We start from the raw sequence: 13,446 nt of genomic DNA on the forward strand, positions 1-13,446 counted from the left end.
CAGGAAAAGCAGACTCCGAATTCAGTCCCCGACCAGCAGCCTCCGAGGTGTAAACAAACTCATCGCGAGCAGTCCCAGCGCGGCCGCAAAGGGCAATGCAAGCGCCAGTTGCAGCGATCCATTCCTCGTAGAAACTACTCCCATCATCCACGGCAGTGCCGCTGCCCCCAGCCCCGAAACTGCAACCACAATCCCCGCTTGCCGCGCCTTAGGCCGCTCTGCCATCAGCAGTGCGAAGGTAGCTGGAAAGAATGGCGCAAGACTAAACCCGAGAAGCACAGCAAAGATCGCAATCGTCCCCGCGGAATGTGCCATCGCCAGGGCCGCTGTGAATCCAGCAGCCAGTGTCAGGCTCCATCGCTGCATAGTCTTCTCTCCCACATGCATCAGTATCGCCGAAGCGCCCAGCCGCCCAAAGGTCAACGCCATCCAAAACAGCAGCGTCGTATACTCGCTCACCGCCAGCGTCTTATCCCCATAACGCAGCGCAAACGTCGTCAGCCATCCGCTTAAGCACGTCTCCAGTCCACCGTAAAGCACAAGCAACCCAGCGAAGTACAGATAGACTCGCCCCCTCAAACCAACCTGCAAACCAGCTTCTACCCGTGCAGCGTCGAAGCGGTCAACATCCGGGACCTCTCCGCCCATCTGCCTCCACAGCACCAACAGCCCAATCACAAACAGTCCAGCGAATCCTTCAAGCACTCTCTTCAAAGCAAAGTGCGGTAACAACCACGCCGCCAGCAGCGCAGACAGCATGGCTCCTAGGCTGAACGAAAAATTCAACAGTGACAGAGCAGAGCCGCGATGCGCCGTAAACCTGCGGCCAGCCAGGATGTTGATCGAAGTAATGATCTGTCCAAGCCCAAATCCGCCCACAAACAAACCTACGCAACCCAATGCCATCGACGGAGACAGCGCAAAGCCTCCGAACCCCACCGCGCCGGCTGCCAGTCCCACCAGCAGACTCCATCTCAGCCTCGGTGACACCGTCACTCCACCAAGAAAAGCGCCACAAAACTTCGCCATCATCAAAAGACCGCTCTGCGAGTCCACCATCTCCCACTGCTTGGCCAGCAAAGGAAGAATCGGCCCCAGCAGTGCGGTTCCAAGCCCGGTAAGCATCAGCCCAAAATGCATCAGCCCCAGAGAAGGCACCCCGTTCTTACTTCGCTCCATCAATGGCCCCCCTTGCGTAATCTCACCGTTCAGCCATTATCATTGACTCAGGAGTCTGCCCGTGCCCCGCAAGCCTTTATTTCTCCTCGCCTCTTTTGTTCTTCTCGCTGGCTGTCACCAAAACGCATCACCAATCCCATCCAGGTCAGCCTCAGCCGCAAATACATTCACAATTCGCGGCCAGGTCGTCTCCACCGATACCACGCGCATCACCCTCGACGGCGAACAGGTTCCCGGCTTCATGGAGGCGATGACCATGGACTATAAACTCGCTGACCCAAGTGTGGTAAGCGAGCTCCACCCCGGCGACCGCATCACCGCCAAGGTCCTCGCCGACAAGCAGGGCGACAGCTTCGAAAATGTTCGCCTCAAAGACATCGTCGTCATCGCGCAGGCCCGCCCTGACTACAAGCCTCCCGTCTCCTATCACGTTCCCACCACAGGCGATCTCGTACCCAACTTCAAACTCCTCAACCAGAGCGGCCAAACAATTCACCTCGACCAGTTCAAGGGTAAGGTCGTGTTGATGACCTTCATCTACACTCGTTGTCAGCTCGCAGATTTCTGCCCCCGCATGAGCCACAACTTCGCCAGCATCGACAAAGCTCTTGCAGCCAACCCAGCCCTCTACAAACAAACCCACCTCATCAGCGTCAGCTTCGACCCCACCTACGACACGCCAAAGGTTCTTCGGAGCTACGGCGGCGCCTACACCGGCAACTACACTAACGAAAAGTTTCTTCACTGGGACTTCGCCGCACCTCCAGAGAAAGAGTTGCCTGCAATGACACAATTTTTCAACGTAGGTGTCACCCCAGGCGACAGCAAATCCCTTACCCACTCTCTTTCTACAGTCCTCATCAATAAAGACGGCAAGATCGTCGACTGGTATCCCACCAACGAGTGGAAGCCAGAAGATGTATTAGCCGCAATCAAAAAGAGCGCCGCCTAACCTTCAGACAACGGAAGAAGCAGAATCTGTCATCTGATCACCTGTGCAGAACACGCACGGAGGTTACGATCAAAATGAAAATGAATCGACTTGCTATTCCAGCACTCGCTATTGCCCTTGTAACGCCAGGTATTGTGTTAGCTCAGCCATACGCTCCATCACCTCAGTCATACGGACAGGGACCAGGTGGCTGGGACGCTCCACCGCAGGAGTTCCGCGATATTCAACGTCAGGGCTTTCATGACGGCATCGAGGGAGCGCGCAAGGACTTTGACAATCACCGTCGCCCCGACGTAAATAACCGCGATGAGTACCGTCATCCCCACGTACCCTCCAGTGCGCGAGGTGACTATCGCGAGGGTTTCCGTCGCGGCTATGAGACTGCAATGTCGCACATGTCGAGCGGTCCAAGATAATTCGTGAGCCGATTTTTAGGATAAAAAAAGACAATGTCTCTTCGCGATAATACCCAGCTTTCGGACTGGGTATTTTTGCGATTATGCCCCTTTCCTGCCCTCTGCAGGCGGACGCCCAAGCCATTCAAGTATCCTGATTGTGGTTCTATCAAGGAGTTCCACCCTTATGGCAAAGCTCACCATCGCCTTTGGCATTCTGCTCATCTTGCTTGGCATCCCCGGATACGTCACGACGGGTAGCTCTCACCCTACTGCCCTCATCCCTAGCGGAATCGGCATCTTCTTCGTCCTCTTTGGCGTCATGGCGAATACCGATGATTCCAAAAAACGCATGCTCTGGATGCACATCTCCGTCACCGTAGCCTTGCTGGTCTTTCTAGGAATGATTCCCTCGGCCATCGACACGCTCAAGCTCGCCCGCGGCGCCATATTTCCTCACCCCATCGCCGTCGAAGAGAAGGGCGCGCTCTGCTTATTCTGCTTGATCTATGTGCTGTTTTGCGTCCGTTCTTTCATCTCTGCCCGCCGCGCTCGACTCGCCTAGCTTCGGCTCCAGCGTAAACTCAACTTAGCCATGTCCTCTTCCTTCGGTCCATCCAGTTTTGGCGGCGGTATGAAAGCCGCAGACCGTCCCTCTCGCGGCACCGGCAGAGCCACAGCGGCCGACCTCACTGCCTCACGCCCCAAGCCCAAACTCACCAAGGTCATGCCGGAGGTATGGAAGCTCGTCAAGCCCCGCCGGTGGCTGCTCGGCGGCAGTTTCCTGCTGATGATCATCAACCGTCTCTGCAGCTTCGCTCTGCCGGTCTCCTCGCGCTACCTCATCAACAATGTGATGTACAAGCATCAGTTAAACCTGCTGCCGTGGATCATCGGAACCGTCGCCACCGCCACCTTCCTGCAGGGAGTCACCTCTTACACCCTCACCCAGCTCCTCTCCACCGCTGGCCAGCGGCTCATCTCCGAGCTTCGCACCCGCGTTCAACAACACATCGGCCGCTTGCCTGTAGCCTTCTATGACGAGAATCGAACCGGCACCCTGGTCGCCCGCATCATGACCGACGTCGAAGGCGTCCGCAATCTGGTCGGCACAGGGTTGCTCGAGTTCGTCGGCGGAATTATCACCGCAATCATCGCCTTCTGCATTCTGATTCGCATCAGCGGCCGCATGACTCTGCTCACCGTCTGCATCCTGCTCGTCTTTGGCCTCATCTTGCAGAAGGCCTTCAAAACAATTCGACCCATCTTCCGCGAGCGCTCCAAAATCAACGCCGAGGTCACTGGCCGTCTCACTGAATCGCTCGGCGGTGTCCGCGTCGTCAAGGGCTATCACGCCGAAGAGAGTGAAGCCCGTGTCTTTGCCCGCGGCGTAGAGCGGCTCCTCAAGAACGTAATTAGCTCCATCACCGCCCAGTCGCTGATGACCCTCTCCTCCACGATGGTGCTTGGAGTTGTCGGTGGTCTCATCATGTATCTCGGCGCGAAAGAGATCGCAGCCCACCGCCTCGATGTAGGCGGTTATGTGGAGTACACCATGCTGCTCGCCTTCATGGTGGCCCCTATCGTGCAACTCGTCTCCATCGGGACCCAGCTTACCGAAGCCCTCGCAGGCCTCGACCGTACCACCGAGATTCTGAACGAACGCGAAGAAGACAGCGAGCCCAATCGCACTGTCGCCATCAATCCCATCCACGGCGACGTAGCCTTTCAAGACGTAACCTTCGCCTACGAGACCGACAAGCCAGTCCTCCACGGCATCAGCTTCGAATCCAAACCCGGCACCGTCACCGCACTTGTAGGTTCTTCAGGCTCCGGCAAGTCCACCATCATCTCCCTCATCTGCGGCTTCCACAACGCCGTCGGCGGCCACGTACTCATCGACGGCATCGATCTCGCGACCATCCGGCTCAGCAGCTACCGCCAGCAACTCGGAGTCGTCCTGCAAGAGACCTTCCTCTTCGACGGCACCATCCGCGAGAACATTCTCTTCAGCCGCCCGCAGGCCACCGAAGAGCAACTGATGGAGGCCAGCCGCATAGCCCGGGTTGACGAGTTCGCCGAACGCTTTCCCGAGCAGTACGACACCATCGTCGGCGAACGCGGCGTCAAGCTCTCCGGCGGCCAGCGCCAGCGTATCTCCATCGCCCGCGCCATCCTCGCCGATCCGCGCATCCTCATCCTCGACGAAGCCACCAGTTCGCTCGACTCAGAGTCCGAAGCTCTCATCCAGAGTGGCCTCAACTTCCTTATGCAGGGCCGCACCACCTTCGTCATCGCGCACCGCCTCTCCACCATCCGCCGCGCCGACCAGATTCTCGTCATCGAGCAGGGAAGGATCGTCGAACGCGGTACCCACGACTCGCTCTACAAACTGCAAGGCCGCTACTACGACCTCTACACCCGCCAGCACGGCCTCGAAACAAATCTCTTTCTTGCGCCAGGAGAAGGCGACAAGATCGAAGACTCGGCGACTGTTAAGGTTTAGTTCGATGGGCCGACATCTAAAGTCTTAGTGGCACCTGCTGGCGTCGCAGTTCTGATTAAGGCTTGCTTCTCCATCAGAACGACGCCAGCAATTGAAAGCAGCAGAAGCACGCCGGCGAGCGGAAAGAAAGCGTATCGGCTCTTAGCCCAAAGCAATGCTGGCAAGCCATTTGCAAATTTGTCTGTTACGGTTTCCATGGATCTCTCTGGAAGCTCCTGGTCGATGGTATCGACTGGTTGAGCCATCCAGCGCCGCGATAGAACAGTAGCCCGAACATTGGCGAACAAAAGCATCAAAACAATAAGCTGGATCAGCGGATTACCGAAACTGCCAAGCACCAGGCCTCCGACGAGGTTGGTTAAATAAAGAGCGAAAACCAGACCAGCAGCGGCAACACTTCGTTGTCGAACACCGCATCCGCCTAGAAAAAACACAACTGCAGTAAACAGGCCGGTAAGAGGCATGTGAAGAAGGGTCATCATGCCAAGCGATAACACCGCAACTACAGTGCAGACCCAAAATCCCTGTTGTCCAATCAAATCAACATCGTATTGGCTCTCGATCGCAGACCAGAAAAGACGCTTAAAGAGATTGTCCGTTGGTTGTGGTTGAGACGAAAGCCCAAGTGTTTGCATCCGACGATTTAAATGGATGTTTATACGTTTGTCCATTATTTTTTACGGCTTATGAAGTTACCTCATGTTCGCTAGTCAAGAAGCAGATTGCAATTCCAATGTTCTTCAAATAGTCATCGCTCACGTTCCATGCGAACGCGCTCTGTACACTGATGAGATGGTGCACATTACAAATCGCGATCGAACGCGAATAGCCAAATTGGGAACATTGGAGTATCGATGTCGATTGCTGAAACAGCGATGAACGTGCAGGAGCAGTTCGGCCAGATTGATATCTACGTCTTCGACCAGATTCTGCGAGGGAACATAACTCCCGATATGCGCGTCCTTGACGCCGGCTGTGGCTACGGCAGAAATCTTGTGCACCTTCTACGAGAGGGTTGCGAGATCTTCGCGATAGACGCAAACGCAGAGGGAGTGGCGCACGTCCGAGCGCTTGCAGCAGAACTAGCCCCAACCATGCCAGCAAGCAACTTTCAGGTGGGAAACCTCGAACAAATAAACCTGCCAGATAACTTTGCAGACGTGGTGATCTGCAGCTCGGTGCTGCACTTCGCGCACGACGAATCTCATTTCCTCGCAATGCTCGAAGAGCTATGGCGAGTTCTGCGCCCGGGAGGTATGCTCTTCTGCCGCCTGGGTTCGCGCATCGGCATGGACTTCGAACAGGTGCGACCCAACATCTATCGCATCAACGACGGGTCGGAGTGGTTCCTCGTCGACGAGGCCATGCTGATGCAGTTAACCCAGCAGTTGGATGCCGTCATGGTGGACCATCTAAAAACGACGATCGTGCAGGACTATCGATGCATGACAACCTGGGTGCTGCGCAAGCGTTCCAATCGGTTTGACGGAAGAGGCGGACCCTAGTCCGCCGCTCCAAGTTCGGTCAGCAAAAACGCATAGTCGAACGCAATCTCTTTCAGATAGTCGTACCGCCCCGAAGCACCACCATGTCCGGCATCCATATTGATGTGCAGCAGTAGTGGAGCATCGTTCGTCTTCAGCGTGCGCAGTTTAGCCACATACTTCGCCGGCTCCCAGTACATCACCTGGGAGTCGTTCAGGCTCGTCTTCACCAGCAAGGCCGGATACTCTCCGGCCTTGAGGTTGTCATACGGCGAGTAAGACCGCATGTACTCAAAAGCCTCCGCCTCGTTCGGATTCCCCCACTCCTCATACTCCGCCACAGTCAGTGGCAAACTCGCGTCAAGCATCGTGTTCAGCACATCCACAAACGGAACGTGCGACAGAACCACCCGAAACAACTCTGGCCGCTCATTGACCACCGCACCCATCAACAACCCACCCGCACTCCCACCCTCAATTGCAACCCGATCCCTGGCCCCGTACCCCTTCGCGACCAACTGCTCAGTCACCGCGATGAAGTCGCTGAACGTATTGCGTTTCACCATCATCTTGCCGGCATCGTGCCACAAATCTCCCATCTCGCCACCACCACGAATGTGCGCATAAGCGATCACCACACCCCGATCCAGCAACGACAACCGCGACGAACTGAACCCAATGGGAAGCGGATATCCATATGAGCCATACCCATAAACATAAACAGGGTTAGTAGAGTTTCGCGTAAAAGAATCACGTCGATAAACAACAGAAACCGGAATCTTCACCCCGTCAGAAGTCTCAACCCAGACTCGCTCCGAAGCATAACGAGACGAATCGAAGCCGCCCGGAACCTCCTGCTGCTTCAAAAGCTGCGACGTCCCCAACCGCACGTCATACTCGTAAATTGAAGCAGGCGACACCAGCGATGTATAGCTATACCGAAGCTTCTCTGTTGCAAACTCCGGATTCATATTCGTCGCGGCAGCATAAACCGGCTCTGGAAATGCGATCTCTCGCGATAGGCCGACTCCCTTTGCCATGCCGAATTCGATGACCGTAAGGGTAGGAAGACCAAGTCTGCGCCGCGAACAAACGCAAAACGAATCGAAGACATCGAAGTCTTCAAGCGGCGCGTCTGCTTGTAACGGAATCAACTCCTCCCAGAAATCTCGTTCTGGCGTCTCCACTCTGGTCGTCACCACACGAAAGCTTTTACCCACATCGTTCGTTCGAATGTAGAACAAGCCCTTGCGATGATCGACCGCGTACTCCTGCTCATCGACGCGTGGCGCAATCATCTGAAACTCGCCTTCAGGAGTCTTCGCAGAGAGAAAACGGCACTCGCTAGTTGTATGGCTCCCCGCCTCCATCAGCAGGTACTCGTTGTCACGAGTCTTGCCCACTCCCACGTTGAAGCGTTCATCTTTCTCTTCGTAGATCAAAACATCGCTCTCTGAGGAGTCGCCCAGACGATGCCGAAAGAGATGATCATGCCGCTTCGTCACCTCATCCTCAGTCGTGTAGAAGAGTGTGTGCGAGTCTGCGGCCCACGCGATCGAGCCCACCCGTTCTGCACTGTCCGGTAAGTCCAGGCCGGTCTTCAGATCGCGTACATGCAGCGTGTACTGTCGAAAGCCCGTGTTATCGGTGGAGTAGGCAAGTTTCGTATCGTCGATGCTTACTGACAGCGCGCCCAATGCCATAAACGACTGGCCCTCTGCAAGTTGGTTCACATCCAGCAGAATCTCTTCCGGCTGCGACTCGTCATACGCTGCTCCCACAGCCAGTCGTCGGCAGTGAATCGGGTACTGTTTCCCCTCCACAGTACGGACATAGTAGAACCAGCCCCGATTTCGATAGGGAACGGAAACATCCGTCTCTTTGATATGCGACAGCATCTCGTCGTACAGCTTCTTCTGCAGACCCTCGGTTCCCGCCATCACGGAGAGTGTATAAGCGTTCTCCGCCTTAAGATGAGCCAGCACCTCGGGCGAAGACTTATCCCTCATCCACCGGTAGTTATCGTCAAGTGTCTGTCCATGCAGCGTTGTGGGCGTAGGTTCCTGGCGAGCCTGGGGTGGCAGGATGATGCTTTGCGTCATTAGTTTGAAGCTCCCTGCACAGGATACAGCGTCCTTCGCGCTTCGAGAGGCAACCATAAGTTGGCCGAATACACCCAACAAGCATGGTCATCTGCGGCATGACCGAAACAAGTCGTCCGCAACTGGAGCATAATCATGAAACTAAGTTCAGCTTGCAGCCAAATCCCTCAAATCCTGATCCTCTGTACAGCAATTCTCGTCCCCGCATCTGTTCTGGCTCAGTCTGACCCTATGGCTCCCCCAGCCTCGCAGACGCAGCCCAATCGAGCGCAGCAAGTCCCCGCCTCTGCTACCTCCATGCAGGATTCCGCCGCCAACTCCGGAGACACCGCTCAGAACATGAAAGATAAAATGTTCCTTCGTAAAGCCGCGCAAGGAGGCATGGCTGAAGTGAAACTTGGCCAACTCGCGGCTCAAAAGGGAAGCAGCGACGAGGTCAAAGCCTTTGGCCAGAAGATGGTCGACGACCACACCAAACTCAACAACGACATGGCCCCAATCGCTGACTCCATGGGCGTGCGCCTGCCAACAAATCTCAACAAGGAAGATCAGGCCGAGTACGACAAACTCAACGGACTCTCAGGCAACGACTTCGATACGGAGTACCTGTCCTTTATGGTGAAGGACCATCACAAGGACCTGCACGAGTTCCGCCAGGAGGCAGCCAGCACAACCGATCCGACCCTTCAGACCGCGGTCAACAACGCAACGAAGGTCATTCATGAGCACAGCATGATGGTAGATAAGCTCGCCCGCGACAAAGGCGTCCCCATGCCGCAACACGGTGCCAAATCAGCTAGTCCTACCATGTAACGTCTGTTCTTCGGTTCTGGTGGTCGAGGGTGCCATGTGCACCCTCTTTTTTGCGCGAATAATCCGAATTGTTATTTCACACTCATCAACGGCAGAAACCGTCAGGGGGTAGAATGGCCATCGATGAACTATCTTTCGCGATGGCTGGCCGTCGTCCTCTTGATCTTCGCGCCGTCGCTTGTGGTGACAGCGGAGTCGGTGGCCACGCTCCCGGCGCCGACCGGCTATGTCAGCGACTTCGCCGGCGTCCTCTCTCCCTCGACCAAATCCAGCCTCGAAAACCTCTGCACCCAGGTTGACCGCCAGGCCCATGCGCAGATCGCGGTCGTTACCGTCAAAACCCGCGACGGCGACCAGTCGATCGAAGAGTTTGCCACGTCGCTTGAAGATAAATGGAAGGTTGGCGCAAAGGGAACTGACCGGGGTGTCCTGGTGCTCTTCTCAACCAACACCCCAAGGCGCTACCGCATAGAGGTCGGCTACGGTTTGGAGGGCATTCTCAACGACGCCAAAGTGGGCGACATTGGCCGTTCGATGGTTCCCGCGGCCAGTCAGGGCGACTTTAATACAGCCATCCCACTCGGCGTAACGCAGATCGCCCGAATCATCGCGACCGATGCAGGAGTCACCCTCAACCTCGACCAGCCGGTTCATCAATACCACCGCCAGCAGGAGCCCGTTCAACTGAGCCTCACAGAGGTCGTGATCGGTGGAGGAGTGATCCTGCTGATCCTCTTCTTCCTTGTCAAAACTGGGAACACCGGCCTTATCTTTTTTCTCCTGGGAAATCTGATGGGAGGCGGGGGAGGTGGTTTCGGCGGGGGCGGACGTGGGCGCGATGACGACCGTGGAGGCGGTTTTGGCGGCTTCGGAGGCGGAAGTTCAGGAGGCGGCGGTGCCAGCGGAGACTTTTGAAGACCTGAAAATCATCAGGTTGCTGCAAAGGTAAACAAAGAAATACGGTTACAGTGATACAGTACAGCCGGAGACACCACCTGTCGGGACATCGAAACTTCAGACGAAGGGAATTGAGGAAACATGAAATCTTTATGGGTTGTGCTGGGTGTTGTAGCTCTTCTCATCGTCGTTCTCCTTTTTGTAGGAGGCAGCTACATCGGCGCCAAGAACACGCTGGTGCAGAAGAATGAATCCGTCAACCAGGCGTTCTCACAGGTCAACGTCGTACAGCAGCGACGTCTTGACCTTATTCCTAATCTAGTCGCCTCGGTGAAGGGGTATGTCGCCGAAGAATCAACAATTTTGACCAACATTGCCAACGCCCGCGCCGGTGTCCTCGCAGCAGGCAGCGACCACTCCGCCAACATTAACGCCAACGCCAAGCTGGACGTGGCCCTTGGCCCGTTCTTCCGTCTGCAGGAGCAGTATCCCAACCTCAAGGGGAACGAGCAGTTCACCCGACTCACTGACGAACTGTCTGGAACGGAGAATCGTATCGCCGTCGAACGTCAGCGGTACAACAAGACCCTTGAGGATTACAATGTTTACGTCCGGCAGTTTCCTCAAAGCATCTGGGCCAACATCGCTGGCTTTCATTACCGCGACGAGTACTTCAAGGGCAACCCAGAGAACGGTGTGGCGCCGAAGGTCGACTTCTCAAAGTAGACGAAGCGAACTGACCTGGCCCAATAAAAAAGCCGTCGCATTTAGCGGCGGCTTTTTTATTGCCCTGTTTTTTTTATTTGATGAACGAAGAGATCGCGGTCGCCTCATCGTCCTTGACGTCGAAGACGGTGTAAAGCTTGGTGATCTGCAGCAGATCGTGAACCTTCTTCGTCAGGTTCAGCAGCTTCAGCTCGCCACCACTGTTCTTGACGGTGGTAAAGGCGCTGACCAGCTCGCCGATGCCCGAGCTATCGATGTAGCTGATGTCGCCAAGGTTGAGCAGAATCTTATTGGAACCCTTCGCCAGAACATCGCGCACGGCGTCGCGGATCGTCACACTGCCTTCGCCAAGAGTGATGCGGCCGCTAAGATCCAGAATGGTGATTCCATCCACCTGGCGAGTTTTTACTTTCATGCTCATGTCTAGTGTTCTCCTTAGGTCCCCGACTGCGCGGGTGTTCGATGCTTGATAAGTGTCAGTTCCGTGCCCGGATGTAACTGCCGAAAGTTTACCTCATCCATGAAAGCCTTGATGAGAAAGATACCGCGACCAGAGCCGCGGAGGATATTTTCCGGCGCCAGCGGGTCGGGAATCTTGTCTGGATCAAGCCCAGGGCCCTGGTCAGAAATCCTGATAATCAGCGAGTCGGACGTCGTCTCGAACGAAGCAACCACGTGTTTGTTGGTGTCGTACGAGTTCCCGTGCAGCACCGCATTCACTGCGGCCTCGCGCACCGCCATGGCGATGTGGGGAACCGTGTCTTCATCGAACCCCGCCTTTTCGGCGAACTGCTCTCCGATCTGCTCGATCTTATTAACGCTGTCGAGAGACGAGTCCAATGTGTAGCTGGCGCGCATAGTCGTTGAATCGGCCAAAGCAGTCCTTGCAGTGCTGGTATGCCAGTCGTCAACGTCAGACAACAGCGATGATGGCAGTTTGCTTGTGGATTTCTTGAATGTCAAGGTTACCCGTCCTTCTTCTGCAATTTCAGACTCTTTTTTGGCCCCAGGGGTTGACCAGACCGGCTCTTTCCTGCAACTTGTCGTGCTCAAGGTGGGCTAACATGCGATTACAGGTTATGTTGGAGAACGCAGACCCGTTATGACCAGGCACGCCAATCAAAGGACCAGCGTCTCAGCCCTCATGGGATCGGCCGTCGCCGACGCCCAGGGAGCCACCTTGGGCCACGTGCGAGAGCTGGCCGTGGCGCCTTCGGTCGATGCGGCTCATATCCACGGGGTCGTCCTCAAATTGGCCTCCTCCAAGCGAACCGATAAGCCCTCCCTGGTCCTGATCTCCCAACTCGAACTCAGCCCCGATGGCACCATGCAGCTCCGCGAGTCCGCGCAACCCACTCCACTGCCTGAAGATGAGAGCTTTCTCCTCCTCGAGCGCGATCTGCTCGATCAGCAGATCATCGACGTGCATGGCCACAAGGTCGTCCGCGTCAACGACGTCGATCTGGTGTGGGAGAACTGCCAGGAAGACCTTCCCGACCTCTCGCTGCGTATCGCCGAGGTCGAAGTCGGCATGCGCGGAGCCGTCCGGCGCCTCCTCAAAGGTCTGCCTTCAACCTCGGTCGACCGCATCTCCTCCCGCTTTGGCGCCAGCGTCATCCCATGGGACTTCGTCGACCTCATCGACCGCGACCCCGCCCGCCGCGTCCGCCTCAAGATCGAGCAGGATCGCCTCTCGAAGATGCATCCGTCTGACATCGCGGACATCCTAGAAGAGCTGGCCCCCGCCGAGCGCCACGCTCTCTTTGTCTCCCTCGACGAGGAGGTTGCAGCCGAGGCCCTCGAGGAGGTCAAGCCCAAGATGCAGCAGGCGTTGATAGAGTCGCTCGACTCGGAGCAGATCGCAGGCATCGTCGAAGAGATGGACCCCGGCGCCGCCGCCGACCTTCTCTCCGAGCTCACCGACGAGCGCTCCGAAGCCATCCTCGAGGAGATGGACCCAGAGGAGCGCCAGGAGGTCGAAGACCTGCTCGAGTTCGCCGGCAACTCCGCTGCTGGCCGAATGACGACCGAGTACATCGCCTTGCCCTCCGCAGCACTCGTCGATCACGCAATCGGCGCACTGCGCGACTACGAAGGCGATATCGACATGATCACCGACATCTATCTGCTCGACGAAGACGAGAAGATCATCGCACTGGTTCCGCTGGTCCAGCTCTTGCTCGCGGCGCCCGGCACGCCCCTGACCAATATGCCGCACAGTCATCTCGTCACGTGCAACGTAGATGCCAACGGCCGCAAGGTAGCCGAGCTGTTCGACAAGTACAACCTGCGCTCACTGCCGGTAGTCGATAACGAAAAGCATCTCACCGGCGTCATTCACGCCGAACAGGTGATTGCCCTCTTGCGGGCGAGCCGCTAAAACAGACATCGT

General features: G+C 56.3%; 14 protein-coding genes. 8 read left to right on the forward strand and 6 right to left on the reverse strand.

Annotated elements, in window-relative coordinates:
* Positions 1-21: 21 nt before the first annotated feature.
* Positions 22-1,179: an MFS transporter gene (locus HDF08_RS07430; RefSeq protein ID WP_257030910.1), complete on the reverse strand. Its 1,158-nt coding sequence runs from the start codon at positions 1,177-1,179 to the stop codon at positions 22-24.
* A gap of 61 nt (positions 1,180-1,240) precedes the next feature.
* On the opposite strand from HDF08_RS07430, the gene HDF08_RS07435 reads away from it, so the two are divergent.
* Positions 1,241-2,131, forward strand: coding sequence for an SCO family protein (locus tag HDF08_RS07435; protein WP_179637865.1), 891 nt, complete (start codon positions 1,241-1,243; stop codon positions 2,129-2,131).
* A 167-nt stretch (positions 2,132-2,298) separates the two neighbouring features.
* Here HDF08_RS07435 and HDF08_RS07440 read toward each other — a convergent pair whose 3' ends face one another.
* Positions 2,299-2,451 carry a hypothetical protein gene (locus tag HDF08_RS07440; RefSeq protein ID WP_179637866.1) on the reverse strand — a complete coding sequence of 51 codons (153 nt, stop codon included), beginning with the start codon at positions 2,449-2,451 and terminating at the stop codon, positions 2,299-2,301.
* A gap of 262 nt (positions 2,452-2,713) precedes the next feature.
* Between HDF08_RS07440 and HDF08_RS07445 the strand changes: the two genes are divergently transcribed.
* Both HDF08_RS07445 and HDF08_RS07450 read left to right on the forward strand, forming a co-directional pair.
* Positions 2,714-3,091 (forward strand): TMEM14 family protein, encoded by a 378-nt coding sequence (locus HDF08_RS07445; RefSeq protein WP_179637867.1) that lies wholly within the window; start codon positions 2,714-2,716, stop codon positions 3,089-3,091.
* Positions 3,092-3,160: 69 nt separating this feature from the next.
* Positions 3,161-5,032 carry an ABC transporter ATP-binding protein gene (locus tag HDF08_RS07450; protein WP_373563133.1) on the forward strand — a complete coding sequence of 624 codons (1,872 nt, stop codon included), beginning with the start codon at positions 3,161-3,163 and terminating at the stop codon, positions 5,030-5,032.
* Here HDF08_RS07450 and HDF08_RS07455 read toward each other — a convergent pair.
* Positions 5,029-5,703 carry a hypothetical protein gene (locus tag HDF08_RS07455; protein WP_179637869.1) on the reverse strand — a complete coding sequence of 225 codons (675 nt, stop codon included), beginning with the start codon at positions 5,701-5,703 and terminating at the stop codon, positions 5,029-5,031. The two genes, HDF08_RS07450 and HDF08_RS07455, sit on opposite strands and share 4 nt — an antisense overlap.
* 183 nt (positions 5,704-5,886) lie before the next feature.
* Here HDF08_RS07455 and HDF08_RS07460 point away from each other — a divergent pair, with 183 nt between their 5' ends.
* Positions 5,887-6,537 (forward strand): class I SAM-dependent methyltransferase, encoded by a 651-nt coding sequence (locus tag HDF08_RS07460; protein ID WP_257030911.1) that lies wholly within the window; start codon positions 5,887-5,889, stop codon positions 6,535-6,537.
* On the opposite strand, the gene HDF08_RS07465 is transcribed toward HDF08_RS07460, so the two are convergent.
* Positions 6,534-8,618, reverse strand: a complete 2,085-nt coding sequence (locus tag HDF08_RS07465; protein WP_179637870.1) for a S9 family peptidase — start codon at positions 8,616-8,618, stop codon at positions 6,534-6,536. The two genes, HDF08_RS07460 and HDF08_RS07465, sit on opposite strands and share 4 nt — an antisense overlap.
* A 135-nt stretch (positions 8,619-8,753) precedes the next feature.
* Here HDF08_RS07465 and HDF08_RS07470 point away from each other — a divergent pair, with 135 nt between their 5' ends.
* From HDF08_RS07470 to HDF08_RS07480, 3 genes are all read left to right on the forward strand, one after another.
* Positions 8,754-9,431, forward strand: coding sequence for a DUF4142 domain-containing protein (locus HDF08_RS07470; RefSeq protein WP_179637871.1), 678 nt, complete (start codon positions 8,754-8,756; stop codon positions 9,429-9,431).
* Between the two features lie 123 nt (positions 9,432-9,554).
* The gene (locus HDF08_RS07475) at positions 9,555-10,346 is read left to right on the forward strand and encodes a TPM domain-containing protein (protein ID WP_179637872.1); all 792 of its coding nucleotides are present in this window, start codon (positions 9,555-9,557) and stop codon (positions 10,344-10,346) included.
* Between the two features lie 123 nt (positions 10,347-10,469).
* A complete protein-coding gene (locus tag HDF08_RS07480; RefSeq protein WP_179637873.1) occupies positions 10,470-11,054 on the forward strand; it encodes a LemA family protein in 585 nt (194 codons plus the stop codon).
* 73 nt (positions 11,055-11,127) lie between these two features.
* On the opposite strand, the gene HDF08_RS07485 is transcribed toward HDF08_RS07480, so the two are convergent.
* A complete protein-coding gene (locus HDF08_RS07485; RefSeq protein ID WP_179637874.1) occupies positions 11,128-11,475 on the reverse strand; it encodes an STAS domain-containing protein in 348 nt (115 codons plus the stop codon).
* A gap of 14 nt (positions 11,476-11,489) precedes the next feature.
* Positions 11,490-12,107: an ATP-binding protein gene (locus tag HDF08_RS07490; protein ID WP_257030912.1), complete on the reverse strand. Its 618-nt coding sequence runs from the start codon at positions 12,105-12,107 to the stop codon at positions 11,490-11,492.
* A gap of 49 nt (positions 12,108-12,156) precedes the next feature.
* Between HDF08_RS07490 and HDF08_RS07495 the strand changes: the two genes are divergently transcribed.
* Positions 12,157-13,434: a magnesium transporter MgtE N-terminal domain-containing protein gene (locus HDF08_RS07495; RefSeq protein ID WP_179637875.1), complete on the forward strand. Its 1,278-nt coding sequence runs from the start codon at positions 12,157-12,159 to the stop codon at positions 13,432-13,434.
* The last annotated feature ends 12 nt before the right edge of the window (positions 13,435-13,446 follow it).

The organism is Tunturiibacter empetritectus, assembly GCF_013410875.1.
Lineage (GTDB): Bacteria > Acidobacteriota > Terriglobia > Terriglobales > Acidobacteriaceae > Edaphobacter > Edaphobacter empetritectus.